Here is a 20,383-nt window from a genome sequence, read left to right as displayed (position 1 = left end):
TATTAGCCCTCGATCTCGATTCGGGTCAGGTTCTCGCGGAGAATCGGACCGTATTCATATTTGCCGGGGCACACGAAGGTGCACAGCGCCAGATCTTCTTCGTCCAGCTCCAGGGCACCCAGTTTCTGTGCCATTTCAGTGTCGCCCACAATCAGTGCGCGCAGCAGCTGGGTTGGCAGGATATCCAGCGGCATAACCTGTTCATACGCACCTACCGGCACCATGGCTCGCTCACTGCCATTGGTGGTGGTGGTAAAGTTGAACAGCTTGCCCGGGTTAAGCTTGGACAGATAGATATTCAGCACCGAGAACTTGTTGGGGCCCGGAGACAACCAACCCATGAACTCACGCTTGCTCTGCTCTTCCAGCACGCTTACCTGGTTGGCAAAGCGGCCGAGGTAGGCGCAGGGGCCTTCGCCGCGACGGCCACCAAACACAGAACCGGAAATAGCACGAACCTGACAGTCAGTCGCCACTTCGCCGTCCAGCAACTCCTGCAGGCTGGCACCCAGACGGGTACGAACCAGGCGGGGCTTGGAGGCTTTCGGGCCAGCAATCGCCACAATGCGGTCTACCGGCACTTCACCGGTTTCGAACAGCTTGGCGATATCGATGACGTCCTGGTAGTTGATGGACCAGACAGTCTTGCTGGCAGATACCGGATCCAGGTGATGGATATGGGTACCTACGTTGCCGGCCGGGTGCACACCGTCAAACTGGTGTACTTCGATATTGTCAGCCTTGGGCACAGAAACATTCGCGCCGGGCTTGCCGGTTACAAATACCTTGCCGTTGGTCAGGCGGGAGATGATGGTCAGGCCTTTTTCAAAAGCCTTGCTGTTCTCGCCGATGATAACGGTGGGGTCTGCCGCCAGGGGGTTGGTGTCCATCACAGACACGAAAATGGAATTCGGTGCGGAATCGATTTCCGGAACTTTGCTGTATGGCCGCGTGCGGAAAGCTGTCCACAGGCCGGACTCTACCAGGTTGTCGACCACCTGCTGGCGTTCCAGGCCGGCAAGGTCCGAATCGTTGTAACGGGCATAGGTTTCCGCATCGTTGCCATCGATTTCGATAACAACAGACTGGAATACACGACGCTCACCGCGATTGATTTCTTTCACCACGCCTGCGGCTGGTGAAGTATAACGAACGCCCTCGGTCTTCTTGTCCGTGAACAGCAGCGTACCGCGCTTGACACGGTCTCCCTCTTTCACAGCCATGGTCGGCTTCATGCCGTGATAGTCAAAACCGATCAATGCCACGTGGCGAATCGGCTTGCCATCTGTAATGGTCTGTTCGGGAGCGCCGCTGATGGGAAGATCCAGGCCTTTTTTGATCTTGATCATTAGCCTCATCCAATCATCAGAAACTATTCTGTGGATTTTAACGTCCGGCCCCCAGTGGCCCAGGAAAGGTGAGAAACGGGGTGCCAGACATACCCAAAATCGCGCTAATTATAGAGATTAAGGAAACCTATTTCCACCGGTAACCAAAATGGTTTTGTCACTCGAAAGTACGAAAAAACCCCGGTAACTCGCGTTGCCGGGGTTTTCTTGAGCATACTGCCCGAGGGCAGCCTACGACTCTAGTCGCGAGCGCGTTTCGGAAAAATCGGATAGGTCACGCCAGCCATCTGGTTAACACAACGGATAACCTGAGCACTGTAACCAAACTCGTTGTCATACCATACGTACAGGATCAGGCGCTTACCATTGGCGATCGTAGCCTGGGCATCAACAATACCGGCATGGCGGGAGCCAACAAAGTCGGTGGAAACCACTTCCGGCGAGTTCACGAAATCGATCTGCTTCTGCAGCTCGGAATGCAGCGCCATATCGCGCAGATAGTCATTAACCTTCTCCACTTCAACCTCTGATTTGAGGTTCAGGTTGAGAATGGCCATGGATACGTTTGGCGTCGGTACGCGGATGGCGTTGCCGCTCAGCTTGCCTTTCAGCTCTGGCAGAGCCTTGGCTACCGCTTTGGCCGCACCCGTTTCGGTAATCACCATGTTCAGTGCGGCACTACGACCACGACGACTGCCCTTGTGGTAGTTATCAATCAGGTTCTGGTCGTTGGTGTACGAGTGTACGGTTTCAACGTGACCGTCCTCAATGCCGTATTCGTCATTGATCGCCTTCAGCACCGGGGTGATGGCGTTGGTGGTGCAGGAAGCGGCCGACAGGATCTTGTCCTCGTCGGTGATCCAGTCATTGTTGATTCCATAAACAATGTTCTTGATATCGCCTTTGCCCGGCGCTGTCAGGATCACCCGGCTGACACCTTTGGACTTCAGGTGCAGGCCCAGGCCAGCTTCGTCACGCCAGATGCCGGTGTTATCCACCACAATGGCGTTGTTGATTCCGTACTCTGTGTAATCCACCTTGTCCGGACCGTCAGAATAAATCACCTTAATGAAGTTACCATTGGCAATCAGTGCGCTGTTTTCCTGATCGACCGTGATACTGCCATCAAAAGGACCGTGTACGGAGTCACGACGCAGAAGGCTCGCTCGCTTTTCCAGATCATTTTCCGCGCCGCCCTTGCGAACAACGATAGCGCGCAGGCGCAAATCATTACCGCCACCGGCCTTTTCCACCAGAATACGGGTCAGCAGACGACCGATCCGACCAAAACCGTACAAAACAACGTCTTTGGTTTCGTTGCGGGCATCACGCTCCGGCTGGCTCGAATATTGACCAACTACCGGTCCGATTTCACGCTTGAGGAATTCGGTCAGGTCGCCGCCTTCCGCCTTGAATTTAACCGCCAGCTTGCCAATATCGACGTGGGCACGACCCAGTTCCATTTCGTCCATTGCCTGCAGGATGGGCAGGGTGTCGTGAACGGACAGCTCGCTATTCTCAACCTGACGAACAAAACGGTGGGCGCGGATAATATCAATGACCGACTGATTAATGATCGCCCGGCCGTAAACAGACGTAACAACGTTGTTCTTGCGGTACAGACGGCCAATCAGCGGGATCATGGCTTCCGCAGTGGACTCTCTATCCATCCAGTTGGACAGGTGCTCGTTGATTTGTTCGTGACTCACGGTTGGAACCTCGTATAGCACTGGGAATAATTTGAGGCGCACATTATCCAACTTAACAGGCCCGACGGCAAATAGGTTTCTGACCCACCTTTGGCTACCCGGCCATGACACTGGCACCACCGGGCGCTAGAATAACGCCGCTGTCGATCCCAGATACGCTAACTCAGGAGATGTCCCCGCCCATGCCCCAAGGTTCAGCCCGCCCGTTTGCAACCAAACCCCTGATTGCACCTGCGGCACCGGAACAACCTGCGGACCACAAAAAGTGGGGGCAACTGCACGGTTGCAGCGATGCGCTGGCCGTTTGCGAAAGCGCCCGTGTGCACAACGGGCTGACACTCGTGGTTACCCGAAGCACAGCGGACGCCATCCGGCTGGAACAGGCCATACGGTTTTTCCTGAACCTGCCCCCCGAAGAAGACGGCGCCACGATCAGTGAAGACGGCCTGGAACTGCTGTCCCTGCCCGATTGGGAAACGTTGCCTTACGATCTGTTCTCGCCTCACCAGGACATTACCTCCCAGCGGATTCGCACGCTTCATCGATTGCCGTCCACCCGTCACGGCATCCTGGTAGTACCGGCCCGCACACTGATGCACCGGCTGGCACCACCCAGTTACCTGCAAGGCAACACGTTGCTGCTGAAAACCGGCCAGACCCTGGACATCGAAAGTTGGCGCCTGCAGCTGGAGGCTGCCGGCTACCATCACGCCGAGAACGTATACGAGCACGGGGAATACGCTGTTCGCGGAGCGATTCTGGACATCTACCCCATGGGCTCAAACCTGCCCTACCGGATCGACCTGTTCGATGATGAAATCGACACACTGAGAACGTTTGACCCGGAAACCCAGCGTTCGATAGACCGCATTGAACAAGTTGAACTGCTCCCGGCCCACGAATTCCCCTGGCACAGAGAAGCCCGATCCGGTTTTCGCAACCGGTGGTTCGAACACTTCCCCCATTCGGACAAGGACTCACCTGTTTATCAGGACGTGAGCAACGGCATCACGCCGCCAGGCATCGAGTACTACCTGCCCCTGTTCTTTGATGAAACAGCCACCCTGTTCGATTATTTACCTGCATCAACACTCCTGTTTACCGCCGACGGCCTGAACGATGCGGTCGAAGCCTTTGACGCAGAAACCCGGGCCCGGCACGAAGACCGCCGGCACGACCGCCTGCGCCCTATTTTGCCGCCTGGCAAACTGTTCCTGCAGCAGGACGAAGTGTTCGGACAATTCAAGCGCTACCCCCGCGTCACCTGCACGCCTGAGCCCATGACGGGTGCAGGCACGTCCAATTGCGGCACCGATACGCTTCCGGACATCGCCATGGATGGCAGAGCAGCCGACCCGGCCGGTCGACTCAAACGCTTCATCACCGAGTTTCCGGGGCGCGTATTGATCTGCGCGGAGTCGTCCGGGCGCCGGGAAGCTCTGATCGAGAATCTGGGTGATCACAAACTGAAACTGGCCACCGTAGCAAACTGGCAAGCCTTTCTGGAGCAAGACAAGACCACTCTGGCGATCACCATTGCGCCGATGGAACAGGGCATGGTGTTACCGGAACAGAATCTGGCGCTGATTACCGAAACCGCATTGTTTGGTGAGCGGGTACTGCAGCGCCGCAGACGAGACAAACCCACCGAGGTGGACGACGCCGGCTACCGGGACCTGTCAGAACTCAGGGTTGGCTCACCGGTGGTTCATATCGACCATGGCGTAGGCCGCTACAAAGGCCTTGAAACCATCAGTGCCGGTGGCGAATCAAACGAGTTTCTGACCCTGGAGTACGCCGGTGGCTCCAAACTCTATGTGCCGGTATCCAGCCTGCACCTGATCTCCCGCTATGCCGGGACAGACGAAGAACACGCCCCACTGCACAAACTGGGCACCGATCGCTGGAGCAACGCCAAACAGAAGGCGCTGGAGAAAATCCGCGATACCGCGGCAGAGCTGCTGGATGTCTACGCCCGCCGTGAAGCCCGCAAAGGATTCCAGTTTGAAGACCCGAAAGAGGCTTACCGGGCCTTTGCCGCCGGTTTTCCATTTGAAGAGACTCCGGATCAGCAGGTCGCCATTCAGTCTGTGTTCGAAGACATGACCAGCGAACAGCCCATGGATCGCCTGGTGTGTGGTGATGTCGGCTTCGGCAAAACCGAAGTGGCAATGCGCGCCGCGTTCCTGGCCACCTGGTCTGGCAAGCAGGTGGCTGTGTTGGTGCCCACCACCCTGCTGGCACAGCAGCATTACGAATCCTTCCGGGATCGTTTCTCCGACACACCGGTATCGATCGAACTGCTCAGCCGCTTCCGCAGCAGTACCCAGACCAGCAAAGCCATGGCCGCTATTGAAGAAGGCCAGGCCGATATCGTCATCGGCACTCACAAATTGCTGCAGGGCGACGTGAAGTTCAAAAACCTGGGCCTGGTGATCATCGACGAAGAACACCGGTTTGGCGTACAGCAGAAAGAAAAGCTGAAATCCCTGCGCGCGGAAGTCGACATGCTTAACCTCACCGCCACGCCGATTCCACGCACCCTGAACATGGCCATGGGTCACCTGCGGGACCTGTCCATCATCGCCACGCCACCAGCCCGACGTTTGTCGGTCAAAACCTTTGTGCGCCAACGCGACGATGCCATGGTCAAAGAAGCCATTCTCCGGGAGATTCTGCGGGGTGGTCAGGTGTACTTCCTGCACAACGATGTGTCGACCATCGAGAAGACCGCCGAAGACCTGCGCCGACTGATTCCGGAAGCCCGGGTGGGCGTGGCCCACGGCCAGATGCGCGAGCGCCAGCTGGAACAGATCATGTCGGACTTCTACCACAAGCGCTTCAATGTGCTGGTGTGTACCACCATCGTGGAAACCGGGATCGACGTACCCAGTGCCAACACCATCATTATCGAACGGGCGGACAAATTCGGCCTGGCCCAGCTGCACCAGCTCCGGGGTCGGGTTGGTCGCTCGCATCACCAGGCTTATGCCTACCTGCTGACACCGCCACCGAAGAGCATTTCAGCCGATGCAAAAAAACGTCTGGATGCCATTTCGGAAGCTCAGGACCTGGGCGCCGGCTTTATGCTGGCCACCCACGACCTGGAAATCCGGGGTGCCGGGGAGCTTCTGGGCGAAGAGCAAAGCGGGCAAATCGAGAGCATTGGCTTCACCCTGTACATGCAGCTTCTGGATGAAGCGGTCAAAGCCATTCGGGAAGGCCGCACACCCAATGCAGAGCTGCCGTTAAGCCACGGAACGGAAATGAATCTGCGTATTCCTGCATTGATTCCGGATGACTACCTGCCGGATGTGCATAACCGACTGATGCTGTACAAGCGCATTGCCAGCGTCAAAGACGATGACGCATTAAAAGAACTTCAGGTTGAGATGATTGACCGCTTCGGATTATTACCGGAGCCGGCCAAGAATCTGATCCGGCAAACCCAGCTGCGATTGACAGCCGAGGCTCTGGGCATCGTAAAAGTGGACGCTGGCAAGGAATGGGTGCGCCTGGAATTCGGTGCGACCACACCGGTTGACCCCCTGGTGCTGGTTAAAAAAGTGCAATCCGCACCGGACACCTATCGGCTTGAGGGGGCCAACAGCTTTCGCTTCCGGCTGAATGATGACTCAACCGGTGGTAAACTCGACGGCATCGCAGCCATGCTCACGGAACTTGGGCCCCAAGGCAAAAAAGCCAAGGCCTCCTGAGCCAACCAGATTCAGCCGGAGTGAAACACTTGCACGCCATCAATTGCTGTTCAAGACCAACCTTGTTGGCAGCCCTGAGCTTTGCACTCGCCTTCATGCCTACCGGTGCAGTACTGGCCCAGAGCAACCCTGATGACTTCTATCGTGCCGAAATTGTGATACTGCAACGGCTGGTTGACCCTGCGGCCATCGACGAAAAGATGACGGGGAAGCCGGTCACTCCGCCCGACGCATCCGCCAAAGCCATGTGGGTTGAAGACGCCAGCGGCAACCGGAATTCAGACCTGAAACTCACCGCCAGAAGTGAACTGCACCTTGGCAACGCAGCCAGCCGCCTGGAAAACAGCGGCAACTATCGTGTGTTGGCTTCCGCAGGCTGGTATCAGAGTTTCCCGCCGAATTATGACGGCACCCCCTTGCGGGTTGCGATCGGTGACTGGCTCGAAGGCGCAGGCCAGAGGGCCGTCGAAGGCCATATCGAAATCGACCGGAAGCGCTACCTGCACGTAGGCGTTCACCTGAACCACTGGCAGCAGGGTGAGGTTCCCGCAGCCAGCAACCCGGTCGCGGACGAGGCCATCACAGCCACAGACGTGCCAGAGGCATCGGGCGCATTACCCCCGGAAACAGCCACGCCCGACCCATCAGCAGCGTCTGTTGATACCCTGCCGGTTATGACAGAGCCCGTACCGGTGGAGCTGGTAACCTGGATAAGAGAAACCCGGCGCATGCGCAGTGAGGAAATTCACTTTATTGATTCCCCCACAATCGGCGTGCTGGTGTTTTTCAAGAAGATGTAGGCAAAGGCGACAGCTGGCCCAGGCCGGCCATTGAGCGTTCCAGAATTCGCTTTATACCCGTCATCCCCTGCTCGATGGCCTCATCAATCTCGGCCATGGTGATGATATGGTCGGATTTACCCGCAGCCCAGTTCACCACAAGCCCAAGGCACAAGTACCGCATCCCCAGTTCCGCAGCAAGGACCGCTTCGGGCATACCGGTCATTCCCACCAGATCACAACCGTCGCGCTCCATGCGGGCAATCTCGGCAGCGGTTTCCAGCCTCGGGCCCTGAGTTGCGCCATATACGCCGAAATCCGAAAACCCTAGCTGCAGCTCACAGGCGGCCGCAATAAGAAGCTCTCGACCTGCCAGGTCATAGGGGTGGGTAAAGTCGATGTGGGTAACGTGCTCCAGATCCCCCTCAAAGAAGGTACTTGCCCGCCCCCAGGTGTAGTCAATCAACTGATGAGGAATCACCACATGGGCCGGGCCCATCTGGTGGTGGATACCCCCCACCGCATTCACACCAACCACGGTTCTTGCTCCGGCGTTATAGAGCGCCTGCAGGTTGGCCCGATAGTTCACCTGATGCGGCGGAATACGATGTGGGTTGCCATGGCGGGCAAGAAACACCACCGCCTGATCACCCAGGCGGCCGTGCACCAGCTTGTCTGACGGCTCGCCCCATGCTGTGCTCACCGACTCTTCACCCACAATCGTCAGCTCGCTCAGGCTGGTCAGCCCGGTGCCACCGATGATGCCCACGGGGTGGCTGCTGGCGCTCTGTGTCATGCTTTCTCTCCGGATTGTTCGTTGTCGCTGTTACCGTCTGACCCGGCGCCCTCGGGCTCAGCGCCCGAGGGCTCGGAGCCGTCTTTCGCAGTGTTGCGGGCAGCATCCCGGCCATCAACCTGCACACCGTTGGGCAAGTGCAGCGTACGCGTTGGGAAGGCCACTTCGGCACCGTGGCTTTCGATAATGTCACTGATCTTCAGCAGCACATCTTCTTTGATCTCATGGAAGCGCACCCACTGAGTGGTCTTGGTGAAGGTGTACACCATGATGTCCAGCGACGAGGCATTGAACGCCAGAAAGTTAACAATGAGTGTCTGGTTGGCGTCGATTTCTTCGTGATGTTTCAGCATCTCACGGATTTCATCGACGATTTTGGTCATGGAGTGCACGTCGGCATAGCGTATGCCGATGGTTTCCGAAATCCGCCGGTTGGTCATGCGGGAGGGGTTTTCCACGGCAATGGTGGTAAAGGTCGCGTTAGGAACGTAGAGCGGCCGCTTGTCGAAGGTGCGAATGGTGGTCAGGCGCCAACCAATATGTTCAACCGTGCCTTCTATATTCCGGTCGGGAGAGCGAATCCAGTCACCGACCTTGAACGGGCGGTCCAGGTGGATAATGAAACCACCAAAAAAGTTGGCGAGGAGATCCTTGGCAGCGAAGCCAACCGCGATGCCCCCCACGCCGCCAAACGCCAGCACACCGGAAATACTGAAACCGAGCGTTTGTAGCGCCGTAAGAACAGCGGTAATGACAATCACTGCCCGCAGCAGCTTGCTGATGGCATTCACGGTGGTGAAATCCATCGGCTTGCGCATCTTCACTGGAGACGTGAGGATCTTCTCAACCTGCTTGACCAGCCCGAACAGCACCCACACCAACACCCAGACGAACCCAACCTGCAACAGGGTGCCATTGGCTTTGAAGACTTCAGCTTCCGAAAAATGATGGGCTACTTCGGCCGCCCAATACACGCCCTGCAACCACACAAACGCCACCAGAGGCTTGCGAGAGGCGTGCAGGATGGCGTCGTCCCAGAGGTTTTTGGTACTGCCGAACTTGTTCTCAAGAAACAGAACCACTCGGCTGACGACAAAGGCAACGACAGCGGTCCCTAACACCAGCAAGAAAATCAGAACGCCGGCACGCCAGCCTTCAGACAATAACCCAAACTGCTGGATCCAACCGTTCACCACTGCCAAGAAATCCCCGATCATCCTGTTCCTCTAATTCCGTCAGCTCATTCAATGACGACGCGCGTACCTGCCTGCACGCGCTCGAAAAGTTCTGCGATATCTGTGTTGCGCATCCGAATGCAGCCATGAGACAGGGCCTCACCCATGGGCTCAGTGTCTGGCGTTCCGTGAATGTATATGAAACGCCGGAAGGTATCGACACCCGGGCCGCGGTTTCGACCCCATTCCCGGCCGCAGAGCCAGAGAATCCGCGTCAGAATCCAGTCACGTTCCGGGTGTGCCCTTGCCAATTCGCTGGAATACACCTCGCCGGTCGGCCGCCGGCCCCGAAAAACCGTATTCAAGGGGCAGCCATCACCCATCCTGGCCCGGATATAGTGCTCGCCTCTGGGCGTGCAGCCGCTGCCGCTGTGCTCACCGGGGCCGTTAAATGCTGTAGACACGGGATATCCGCGCACAACCTCATCGTCAGCGGTCCGCAATTCAAGCAGCTGTTTGGCAATACTGATGGAGATATACGCCCCTGAGGGGCATGAGGTGTTCAAAAGCAGACTCCCTCCGGCGAAATCCAGAGGGAAGCCTACCCGAGGCCGGGGAGATCAGGCAACTGTAACGCCTTTGATGGAGGGTGGCATCAAGATTTTATCCGGTGCTTTCATGCCTGCGGCCAGGAACGGCACCAACCGGGCTGCAATTTCTTCCACCGAGGTTTCAACGCCCAGCTTGTTCTCAAGAATACCGATCAAGGCATCACTGCTGGACATGGTAAAGGCGGTTGCGCCCAGCATGAATTGAATGCGCCAGTATCGATCAACCGATGACAGCTCAGGCGTTGCTTCTTTAAGAAGCCGCATAAACCGCCCGAAAGGCTCATTATATTCCTGCTCGAGGAATTTGCGCAGATGACCCTGTGACTGGGTGTAGGCAAGGCCCAACAAGCGCATAAAAATGGAAATGCCTTTTTCATTACGCTGTGGCATGCGCACCGCACTTTCGGTCAATGCCCAAAGGGTTTGGTTCAGTGTCGGCGGATTGCCCTGGCACTTTTCTTCGAGTTCATCGAAAGCGGTCTCGAGGGTTGCCGAGAAAGGCGAAAGAAAGCGCGCAAACACCGCATGGATGAGTGCGTTCTTCGATCCGAAGTGATAATTGACAGCGGCCAGATTTACTTTAGCCTTACTGGTGATCATACGAAGGGATGTTTCCGAGAACCCCCTCTCGGCAAACAGTTCCTCTGCGGCATCCAGGATGCGATCAACGGTATCAGACTGCGCCATGTTGTTGTCAGTGCCTCTAGCAAACGTCTGTTTGAAACATACGTTTGAGTGCAGGCAATGTCAAGTGCGCGGTTCTGGTGCAGCGGCAACACCTTGCCAGCCTTTGTCTATGGCTTCCTGATTGCCATCGAAAAATGCCTGCTGAACCCGGTTGTAGGCTTTTTCAGCCTCCAGCAAATAAATCAGATAAAGGCGCAGATGCTCACGCCGGGTCAGATAACGCGGCAACACTCTCTGTTCCGATAACTGCAGCAAATCGCTGAATCGGCTATGGCGAAGACCATTATTGTATTCAGACATTCTTGCGCACTGCCAGATCAACCCATCTTTGCCTTCCAGGTGTTCTACATGCTTGCGTGCATCCCGCAACATGCGCTGTCGTTGCATGACAAGATCCAGATAGGAAGGCTTTGACGTGTAGATGCGCCGAACAACAGGGACACCCAGCAACAGAATAATCACAAAAGCACCAAAGCCACCACCGGCCACCCAGGCCGGCACAAACCCCGTCAGGCCACTGAGAAAGATGGTTGCGGCAACCATGGCTGAAAGTGCCCACAGGTCCCGACTGCGACGGGCGGCGGCAAGCCGATAGTTGTCGGGCCAGTCCGACATCGATAGCAAATCAAAATCTATCAGCAACACCCGGTCGCACTGGCGCAACATCAGCCGTAGCTTGCGCTGCCGGGACTCAGCCATCGCCAGCTCAATGTCAGCTTCTGACGGAGCCTGTTCACCGTCTTCAGCCTCACTCACATCCGGCGTACCCGGCGACTCAGGTTCAGACGGTTGACTGACCGCTGGCGTATTATCGGCCATATCGTCAGCACCCTTGCCTTGAGCAGCAACGCCCGGCATCGGGTCTGCGGCTCTGCCGGGGCGGAGTTGAGCAGCAGGCGCATTGGTGTCAGCGGCCTTTGCTTTAATGGAGGTTTCAGCCATGGGGCTCCCTGTCTGAATGGCTACTTAATTGTGTAACGGCCCTGCCGGATGTTTCTTGAGCCCATCAAGATTACAGGCTTTGTTGGCAACCGCTACCGCCAACGGTATCCTTGCGGCATTCACGACGCATCAGGAGACGGGGTATGTTTACCGGTATTGTTCAGGGTATTGCCAAAGTGACCGACATTATTACGGCACCAGGATTGAACACCCTGGTCATCGAATTCCCTGATGACAAAGTTCACGGTGTGACCATTGGCGCTTCGGTGGCCATTAACGGTACCTGCCTGACCGTTACCCGCCAGGAAGGCGCAAAGCTGTGCTTTGATGCCATGCAGGAAACCCTGCGGCTGACGACTCTGGGCGCCCTGGCCAGTGGCGATACCGTCAATTTCGAGCGGGCCGCCCGAATTGGCGATGAAATTGGCGGCCATCTGCTCAGTGGCCACGTACACACAACAGCCCGTGTAGTGGACATCATCCGGCCGGAGAACAATGTCACCCTGTGGTTCGAAGTACCCGACGCCTGGACAAAGTATGTTTTCGCCAAAGGCTACATTGCCATCAACGGCGCAAGCCTGACGATTGGTGAGGTAGACGGAAATCGCTTTAACGTACACCTGATACCCGAAACCCTGAGGGCCACCACGTTCGGCACAATCAAAGAGGGTCAATGGGTCAATATCGAAGTCGACAGCCAGACTCAAACCATTGTCGACACTCTGGCGCGAATGGGCTATGACCGCCCTGCCCCAACGGTTTAACCCTCACCCGGGCGCGATGCTTCAAACACCACGAAGCGCGGGCTGGCAGCCCGCTGCTCGAGGTGCCCGAAATAGCGTTTCAAGGTTCGGTGGTACCCGAGATGTCGGTTGCCCACCATCAGCAGCCGCCCACCCGGTGCCAGGTGCCTCGCAGCATCCCTGAACAGCCTTTGAGCAATGTGATCGCCCACCACACCCCCCTCATGGAAAGGTGGATTCAGCAGAACTAACTGATATTCCCCACTCTCCCGGGCAATACCATCACTGTGATGTAGCTGCGCCCTCGCCAGATGCCCGCTCCGCTCGAGATTGTGTTTTACACTGACCACGGCCTGACTGGATACATCGCTGAAATCGACCGTGATATCGACACGGGTTTCCAGTGCCACCAGCCCGAGAACACCGTTGCCACAAGCCAGGTCCAGAACCCTGGCACCCTCTGGCAAAGCGCTGATGGCAGGGGCCACCAGCGGCAATAACTCCCGCGTGCCGATATCCAGCCGGTCTCGGGCGAAAACTGCGGGCATCGCCTCCACCGGAACGGTGAGCGGAGGCACTTCGTAACCTTTCCAGGTGTCAGGCCAGCCAGACAACTGCCCCGAGCCTCTGCGACACACCACCACCCGGGCTTTTTTTCTTGCCGGTAGCACGGCCTCTGTGCGCACGGCCGCCGAAAAGACATCAACGCTCCGGTCTGGCAGGTGTTTGATCATCCCACCCGCCAGCAAACACCCACTCTCCGACAGTGCGCCATTGATCCAGCGCAACAACCAGGCCAGGTAATCCGCTTGCCGGGGGATGCGCATAACAACCAGATCGAACAGCCCTGACGGCGGATTGAGCCAGCTGCAAGCCGGCAGAGGCGTGGCCCTGTCCGGGTTGCTAGCGCCGTTGATCTCGATGGCACGGCCCAAAGTGGCACTGTCCGCCACAGAAACCGGGGCGTATTGAGCCAACCCGAGGGTCAGTGCGCCGAACTGGTCGTCCACAATCAGCACCCGATCTCCTGACGACAATCGCGTTAGCGCCTCCTCCAGAAGCAGCTCGTCAGCGGCATCCCATGCCCTGAGCGCCTGACCGTCGCCGCTCGGCCGGGTCAGCACCAGCCTTGTGGCAGCGAACTCGAGTATTTCGGTTGTCATTTCGGGCATCCAGTCTCAGCTTTCCTAAAAATCACGGATTTTAGGCTGATTACTCTAGAAATTAACCCTAAGTTAACCCTGTTCACGCCAAAAACCCTTTTTTTGCCCCTAACCCCAGGGGCTTTTTTTTGCCCGAATGTCAGCGAGGCATTCGCTGAAAGGCACGATATACCGTAAACCGGTTGTCCTGGGCCAACTTTTGAACCGGACCAATAAACCTCTGAAGCAGCGACTCGTAGGGTAAAAAGGTGTTCGCCACCAGGCGCAACTCGCCGCCCGGCACCAAATGGTGAGCCACCTGCCTGATGAACTGCTCAGTCATGGAAGTATCGGTCTTCACGCCACTGTGGAACGGCGGATTGGTCACAACGGCCTGCCACCGCCCCTCCAGGCTTGCCAGGCCATCGGCGGCATAAATCTCTCCACGGGCACCGGCCTGGGCATAAGTGGCTCGGGCGCAAGCAACCGCCTGAGCCTGCACGTCCAGGCCATCAACCACGCCGACTTCAGCCCCAGCCAGTTTTCGGTAAGCTTGTAGCCAGACACCAATCACCCCTGCACCACAGGCGAAATCCAGCACCTTCTCGCCGGTCAGCGGCTTTTCCGCCAGGTTTTCAAGTAACAGGCGAGTGCCGTCGTCGAGCTCGCCTTCGCTGAACACTCCGGGAAGTCCGGCAACGGCGACTTCAATTCCGGCGCAGGCCACGGGTGTCCATGCCAGATAATCCGCCAGGCTGAACGCTTCTTTCGGCTGAGTATTGGTGCCGGCCCATACCTGGCAGTGCCGAGCGCTATCGACTTTCAACCCGTCCGGCACCATGGCCAGAAACTGCTTGGCACCCCCTGAAATCCCCTCCTTCTTCTCACCGATCACAATAAGGCTGGCGCTCTGGCGGCCAAGAAAACGAGCCAGCGCCAATCTCAAATCCAGTTCTGCACGGGCTTTGGGCAAAAACACCACCACAGTATCGAAGCTGGCCGGCTGCAGCCCTTCAGGCTCGTAGCCAAAACAAGCTTGCCAATCGGTGTGGGCGGCCAGCGCCTGAAATACACCGGCATGCTCAGTCATGGCCAACCCGTTTGAGGGGCATAGAGGCAACAAACCGGGATCTGAAATACCAAGCAAGGCGATGCGGCCGTTGAGCAGCGATGAGTTGCGGAGCAAAACTTCGTGGGTATTGGGAAGTGAAGACATAGAGAGCCGGCCCATAGATAGCGCTGAAACGGCGTATGCTAACCGGAAAAGGGCCCTGCGTCTGCCTGCCGGCACGGGTTCGATGCCAATGACCGGCAGTTCAGGGCTTTTAGGGTGCTGATGCGGCCACCAGGGGCCTGACAGGTAGAGATTCCGAAGGGTTACTTGTATTGGGCGACCGTGCCAACCCGAAGCGCGTCTTCCGGAGACATTCCCCAATCTTCAGCTGGCCTGGCTTCAGAGCGCTTCTGCTCTGACCTGGAACCGTCCATGGCAGAACCTTCATTCCTGTGAGCCGACAGCGCGCTCAGAGCTTTTTGCATCAGTTCTTTCATGGTATCACCTCCCTCACGTTTACAGTACCTACTGTATCAGAGAGGGAGGCAGCCTTCTGTGATGGGGTTGGGCCCGACAGGTGACGCCCATCACGATTTTTTGACAGTTTTTTACAAATGTTGCCCGGCAGGGTCACCCAGCCTTAACTGTCGACCAGGTTTGCCGAATCTTTTTGCTCCGGATGCTGGTGCATCGTGCTTTGCGCCAAATCCAGCAGCTCCCGCAACGCCACCGAGTACATGGCGTACTCTGGCTCCCGAACACCTTTGAGCTCGGCCAGCATGGCGTTCCATCGTTCAATCATGTGCTGGTTCTTTTGTTGCCAGTTTTCGACGCTCTCTGCCACTTTCTCAGGCTTGCTCGCCAACTTCAGAACGCCCGTCGTCAGCGCTCTCTGCTGCCAGTCCAGGTCCTCCCGGAAGCTTTCCCGGGCCAGCGCCTGCCAATGAGAGCTGGGCGTCAGGATCGCAATGGAGTTGGCAAACCACGTGAGATCCAGCCGGTCGCCCAGATCATAATAGAGGTTGGCAACCGTTTTGAGCGGCATTCCCGTGGCCTCTCGCGCTTCGATAATGCCCAGCGAAGAGTACAAATAACCGGTGCCGGCCAATACCGACGCCAACTCTCTTGGCACGCCGGCATCCACCAGCTCCTGGTTGCGCTTTTCCCAGTGAGTTCTGGCCTGTTCGCCGAGGTACTCCGGCAAGTTAGACGTAATGGCCCAAACGCTGTCGGCGAACCGCTCCATGTGGCTCTGAATGTTGAGTTCTGCCCGGCGATTGCGCAGCAGCCAGCGCACCGAGCGTCTCATCAGGCGCATCAGGTCCTGCATCAAGTCCAGTTGCAGTTTGGCCGGTACGTGATAGTCCAACGCTTCGATCTTGTCCCACCAGTTATCGATACGGAACACGTCACGGGTGATGATCCAGGCCAGTGCAATAGAGGCCGCATCGGCACCGGTTGACTGGGCCAGGCGTTCAACAAAGGTAATACCCATGTGGTTTACCATGTCGTTCGCAATTTGAGTCGCAATGATTTCCCGGCGCAACTGGTGTTCACCCAGTTCTTTCTTGAACTTCTGGGTAAGATCTTTCGGGAACACCTTGTACATCTCACCTTCCAGCAACTCGTTATCCGGGAGACTGCTGTCGATCAGGGTTTGCTTGAGATCACCTTTCACGTAGGAAATCAGTACCGAAAGCTCCGGTCGGGTCAGGCCTTTTTTGGCAAGCTTGCGCTCGGACAACGCCTCATCATCCGGAAGGAATTCCAGGCTCCGGTTAAGTTTCCCCTCGCTCTCGAAGGTATTCATCAACCGACGATACTCTTCCAGGCGCGGCGCGGTATCCAGGCTGGCAATGCTGATGGCCTGGGTCTGGCGATAGTTGTTCTTCAGCACCAGGGCGGATACGTCTTCGGTCATGTCTTCAAGCATCACGTTGCGCTGCTTGCCTGTCAGATCGCCCATGGCCACCGCACGGTTGAGCAAAATCTTCATGTTCACTTCGTGATCTGAACAATCCACCCCACCGGCGTTATCGATGAAGTCGGTATTCAGGCGACCACTCGTCAGTGCATATTCGATTCGCCCTAACTGGGTAAAGCCGAGGTTACCGCCCTCACCGACCACTTTACACCGCAGTTCACGGCCGTTGACCCTCAAGCCATCGTTGGCTTTGTCACCCACATCAGAATGACTCTCGGCGGCCCCTTTCACATAGGTGCCGATGCCGCCGACCCAAAGCAGATCAACCTCGGATTTCAGGATGTGGCTGATCAGCATGTTCGGGGGAACACGATCTGCTTTAATGCCCAGCAGTTTTTTCATCTCCGGGCTGACCGGGATGGATTTTGCGCTGCGACTGAAAACTCCGCCACCTTTGGAAATCAGCTTGGGATCGTAATCGGTCCAGGCTGAACGCGGCAGTTCGAAGAGGCGCTTTCGCTCTTTATAGCTTTTAGCCGCATCCGGGCTCGGGTCAATAAAGATGTGAATGTGGTTGAAGGCCGCAACAAGTCGCGCTTTCTCGGAGCAGAGTAACCCGTTGCCAAACACATCACCCGCCATATCGCCGATACCAATGACGGTAAATTCGTCTTCCGCCGGATTAATGCCCATTTCACGGAAGTGCCGCTCAACAGACACCCAGGCGCCGCGGGCGGTGATGCCCATTTTCTTATGGTCATAGCCATTGCTGCCGCCGGAGGCAAACGCATCGCCCATCCAGAAGTCGTACTCGGCCGCCAGGCCGTTGGCAATGTCGGAGAAGGTCGCGGTGCCCTTGTCTGCCGCGACGACCAGATAATGGTCGTCTTCGTCATGACGAACGACGCGGGCGGGCGGCTGAATGCCGGCATCGACCAGGTTGTCGGTGATATCCAGCAGCCCCCGGATAAAGGTTTTATAGGCGGCAATCCCCTCCGCCTGGAAGGCTTCCCGATCGGAAGGGTCTGGCAGCCGTTTGGCCACAAAGCCGCCCTTGGCTCCCACCGGCACAATAACGGCGTTTTTCACCTGTTGGGCTTTTACCAGGCCCAACACTTCGGTGCGGTAGTCCTCAAACCGGTCTGACCAGCGCAAACCACCCCTTGCGACCTTGCCGCCACGCAGGTGCACACCTTCCACCCTGGGTGAGTAGACAAAAATCTCAAACATCGGCATGGGCAGCGGCATGTCCGGAATCCGGGTCGGATCGAACTTCACGCTGATGTAGGGCTTGGTCTGGCCCTCTGCATCCGGCTGGTAATAGTTGGTTCGAAGCGTAGCCTGCATCAGCTCCAGATAGAGCCGCAGCACGCGATCTTCACTGAGGTTGTCGACGTCATCCAGGCCGGCATTGAATTCTATTTCGAGTTTCTGCTGGGCTGCTTCGCACTTGCCCTTGCTCTTGTAGCGGTCCGGGTTGAAGCGAACTTCAAAGTATTCGAGCAGAATTCTGGCCAGATTGACGTGGTTTACCAGGGTATTGGAAATAAACGTCTGACTGTTGGAGAACCGAATCTGGCGCATATACCGGGCATAGGTCCGCAGCAGCGCAATCTCACGCCACCCCATGTAGGAGGACAACATCATCCGGTTGAAGGCGTCGTTTTCCGCTTCACCGTGCCATACCCGGCGGAACAACTCTTCGAAAATAGGGCGAATACGGTGGATATCAACCACATTACCGGTGTGAGCCTGCAGTGTGAAATCGTGAATCCAGACCGTTTTCCCGGTGCGATCAATCACTTCGAACGGGTGTTCGCCAATCACCCGGAAACCCAGGTTGTCAAAAATAGGCATCACGTCAGACAGGGGCAGCGGCTCATCCGGGTAGAAGAGTTTGAAATGCAGAGTACTTTCGTCCTCTTCCAGAGCGCGATAGAAGCTCATGGCCAGGTCATCATTGCGGGCAGCGGCGGTAATGTGCTCCAGATCGATGGCGGCCCGTCTGGGTGAAAACATTTCGGTGTAACTGGCCGGGAAACCGCCCGCCCAAACCCGAAACAACTCGTTGCCCTGTTCCTCGCCGAACGCTTCGTTCAACGCTTCATTGAGCCCGTCACGCCAGGACTGGGCAAGCTCAATGACCTTGTCGCGAATCTCAGCCAGCGGCAACTTGCGATTTTCCACCTGTGCCGCCCGTATCGTGAACTGGACCCGCGCCAGCGGTGATTCAGAAAAGTGGGTGACAAATTCAATGTCTTCCGCATCCAGCGTTTCTTTTAACACTTGCTCCACCTTCAGGCGCAGCTCGGTGTTGTAGATGTCCCGTGGGAAGAATGCCAGGCAGGTGACGAACTGACCGTAAACGTCCTCCCGCATGAACAGCTCTATGCGACGACGCTCCTGAATGTAGAGTATGCTTTTGGCGACCTGCAGCAGCTCTTCGGTTTCAATCTGGAACAGCTCGTCTCGCGGGTACAGCGTCAGAATCTGCTCAAGCTCCTTTCCGGCATAGTCATTGCGCATGAAACCGGAGCGCCTCATGACCGCCTGGAACTTTCGACGCAGCAGCGGAATTTCATCCGGGCGCTCGTTATACACTCGTGCGGTGTAGAGCCCCAGGAAGCGACGTTCCCCGACGACTTCGCCCTTGCCATTGAATTTTTTGACCGCAATGTAATCCGGGTACGCCGGACGATGAACACGAGACCGCTGCGCCGATTTCGCGAAGATGAAGATATCGTCCGTACGGGTCATCTCATGGCGAGTGCGCTGAGGCAGTTCATTCAGGCGCACTTTGTCCGGGCGCTCATTATTGACCCGGAAAATACCGAGTTCAGAATTCTCCACACGCTGCACCACCAGGCCCTTCTTATCTTTAACGAAATCGTATTCGTCGTAGCCCAGAAAGGTGAAATGATCCTCCGTCAGCCAGCCCAGAAACGCCCTGGCTTCTTCCTTGTCCTCTGCGCTGATACCAGCCGAAGTGGCATCCAGCTCTTTGGTAATTTCGCTGACCTTGTTCTGCACAATCGGGAAATCATCAACGGCGATGCGGACTTCATGCAGCACATTTTGCAGGGTTTGCTCCAGGCTACCGAGATCCTCAGGAGCACTGTGCCGGTCGATCTCGAGCACGATAAAGGCTTCATAACCCGCAGCCGCCGATTTTTTTGAGCCGTGCAGCTTTTTGAGCTTGCCCGATTTCTCCCGCTCAACCTGCAGAATGGAATGCTGAATGGAGTGGGTGCCGATCTCTCGCTGATTGATGGCCATGCGCAGAGAGTCGATCAGAAAGGGCATGTTCGGGTGCAGAATAAAGATAACCGTGTGGGTAGACTGCCACCCATCGCTTTCAAGATCCGGGTTAAAGACCGAAATCGGCGTTTCTTCAGCACTGCGCTTCTGCAGAAACTGCCAGGCTGCCAGCACTGCACCATAGGTATCCGAAAATCGACGGCTTACAAGTTCTTCCAGCGGGATGTGGGCATAATGAAGCCGCGCAAATTCGGCAACCTTTTTCGCTTCGGTTTTCACCATTTTGCCTGCGAAAGCCTCTGCCAGTTGTTCGAAAAACTGCTCTTTGCTGGCAATTGTCAGCGCATTCATATCCGACCTCTGGGTATTTGTGTGAAAGAAACGTAATCAGGGTATCGTCACATAAGCATAGTCAACCCCTTGATTTTTGCCGGTCAGACCTCAAAACTTCGGCAACTACTTAGGCGCAATTCTTTGGTGCCACAGGACCTTCAGAAA

At 56.6% G+C, this 20,383-nt stretch carries 14 protein-coding genes; 3 read left to right on the top strand and 11 right to left on the bottom strand.

What is annotated here, in order from left to right; genetic code table 11:
• Nucleotides 1–2 precede the first annotated feature (2 nt).
• Both QPL95_RS01315 and QPL95_RS01310 read right to left on the bottom strand, forming a co-directional pair.
• Nucleotides 3–1,349, bottom strand: coding sequence for a Na(+)-translocating NADH-quinone reductase subunit A (locus QPL95_RS01315; protein WP_153740431.1), 1,347 nt, complete (start codon nucleotides 1,347–1,349; stop codon nucleotides 3–5).
• A 239-nt stretch (nucleotides 1,350–1,588) separates the two neighbouring features.
• Nucleotides 1,589–3,058 (bottom strand): glyceraldehyde-3-phosphate dehydrogenase, encoded by a 1,470-nt coding sequence (locus QPL95_RS01310; RefSeq protein ID WP_303289214.1) that lies wholly within the window; start codon nucleotides 3,056–3,058, stop codon nucleotides 1,589–1,591.
• 182 nt (nucleotides 3,059–3,240) lie between these two features.
• Between QPL95_RS01310 and mfd the strand changes: the two genes are divergently transcribed.
• Together mfd and QPL95_RS01300 are read left to right on the top strand one after the other, a co-directional pair.
• Nucleotides 3,241–6,774: a transcription-repair coupling factor gene (gene mfd / locus QPL95_RS01305; protein ID WP_303289213.1), complete on the top strand. Its 3,534-nt coding sequence runs from the start codon at nucleotides 3,241–3,243 to the stop codon at nucleotides 6,772–6,774.
• Between the two features lie 29 nt (nucleotides 6,775–6,803).
• On the top strand, nucleotides 6,804–7,574 hold the full coding sequence (locus tag QPL95_RS01300) for a CsiV family protein (RefSeq protein WP_303289212.1): 771 nt from the start codon (nucleotides 6,804–6,806) through the stop codon (nucleotides 7,572–7,574).
• On the opposite strand, the gene QPL95_RS01295 is transcribed toward QPL95_RS01300, so the two are convergent.
• The 5 genes from QPL95_RS01295 to QPL95_RS01275 all read right to left on the bottom strand — a co-directional run bounded on the left by QPL95_RS01295 (nucleotide 7,561) and on the right by QPL95_RS01275 (nucleotide 11,764).
• On the bottom strand, nucleotides 7,561–8,349 hold the full coding sequence (locus QPL95_RS01295; RefSeq protein WP_303289211.1) for an S-methyl-5'-thioinosine phosphorylase: 789 nt from the start codon (nucleotides 8,347–8,349) through the stop codon (nucleotides 7,561–7,563). The two genes, QPL95_RS01300 and QPL95_RS01295, sit on opposite strands and share 14 nt — an antisense overlap.
• The gene (locus QPL95_RS01290; RefSeq protein WP_303289210.1) at nucleotides 8,346–9,566 is read right to left on the bottom strand and encodes a mechanosensitive ion channel family protein; all 1,221 of its coding nucleotides are present in this window, start codon (nucleotides 9,564–9,566) and stop codon (nucleotides 8,346–8,348) included. The genes QPL95_RS01295 and QPL95_RS01290 overlap by 4 nt, the downstream gene beginning before the upstream one ends.
• A gap of 23 nt (nucleotides 9,567–9,589) precedes the next feature.
• Nucleotides 9,590–10,054, bottom strand: coding sequence for a L,D-transpeptidase (locus tag QPL95_RS01285; protein WP_303289713.1), 465 nt, complete (start codon nucleotides 10,052–10,054; stop codon nucleotides 9,590–9,592).
• Between the two features lie 90 nt (nucleotides 10,055–10,144).
• Nucleotides 10,145–10,822, bottom strand: a complete 678-nt coding sequence (locus QPL95_RS01280) for a TetR/AcrR family transcriptional regulator (protein ID WP_303289209.1) — start codon at nucleotides 10,820–10,822, stop codon at nucleotides 10,145–10,147.
• A 60-nt stretch (nucleotides 10,823–10,882) separates the two neighbouring features.
• The gene (locus QPL95_RS01275) at nucleotides 10,883–11,764 is read right to left on the bottom strand and encodes a hypothetical protein (protein WP_303289208.1); all 882 of its coding nucleotides are present in this window, start codon (nucleotides 11,762–11,764) and stop codon (nucleotides 10,883–10,885) included.
• A gap of 143 nt (nucleotides 11,765–11,907) precedes the next feature.
• On the opposite strand from QPL95_RS01275, the gene QPL95_RS01270 reads away from it, so the two are divergent.
• The gene (locus tag QPL95_RS01270) at nucleotides 11,908–12,528 is read left to right on the top strand and encodes a riboflavin synthase subunit alpha (RefSeq protein WP_303289207.1); all 621 of its coding nucleotides are present in this window, start codon (nucleotides 11,908–11,910) and stop codon (nucleotides 12,526–12,528) included.
• Here the strand turns inward: QPL95_RS01270 and QPL95_RS01265 are convergent.
• The 4 genes from QPL95_RS01265 to QPL95_RS01250 all read right to left on the bottom strand — a co-directional run bounded on the left by QPL95_RS01265 (nucleotide 12,525) and on the right by QPL95_RS01250 (nucleotide 20,236).
• Nucleotides 12,525–13,670 carry a class I SAM-dependent methyltransferase gene (locus QPL95_RS01265; protein ID WP_303289206.1) on the bottom strand — a complete coding sequence of 382 codons (1,146 nt, stop codon included), beginning with the start codon at nucleotides 13,668–13,670 and terminating at the stop codon, nucleotides 12,525–12,527. The two genes, QPL95_RS01270 and QPL95_RS01265, sit on opposite strands and share 4 nt — an antisense overlap.
• A 139-nt stretch (nucleotides 13,671–13,809) precedes the next feature.
• Nucleotides 13,810–14,865, bottom strand: coding sequence for a class I SAM-dependent methyltransferase (locus QPL95_RS01260; RefSeq protein WP_303289205.1), 1,056 nt, complete (start codon nucleotides 14,863–14,865; stop codon nucleotides 13,810–13,812).
• Between the two features lie 161 nt (nucleotides 14,866–15,026).
• On the bottom strand, nucleotides 15,027–15,200 hold the full coding sequence (locus QPL95_RS01255) for a hypothetical protein (protein WP_303289204.1): 174 nt from the start codon (nucleotides 15,198–15,200) through the stop codon (nucleotides 15,027–15,029).
• Between the two features lie 143 nt (nucleotides 15,201–15,343).
• A complete protein-coding gene (locus QPL95_RS01250; RefSeq protein ID WP_303289203.1) occupies nucleotides 15,344–20,236 on the bottom strand; it encodes an NAD-glutamate dehydrogenase in 4,893 nt (1,630 codons plus the stop codon).
• Nucleotides 20,237–20,383 lie beyond the last annotated feature (147 nt).

It is taken from the genome of Marinobacter sp. SS5-14b (assembly GCF_030541005.1).
Taxonomy (GTDB): domain Bacteria; phylum Pseudomonadota; class Gammaproteobacteria; order Pseudomonadales; family Oleiphilaceae; genus Marinobacter.
Note: the sequence above shows the minus strand (reverse complement) of the source record. Positions and strands in the feature narration are given on the sequence as shown.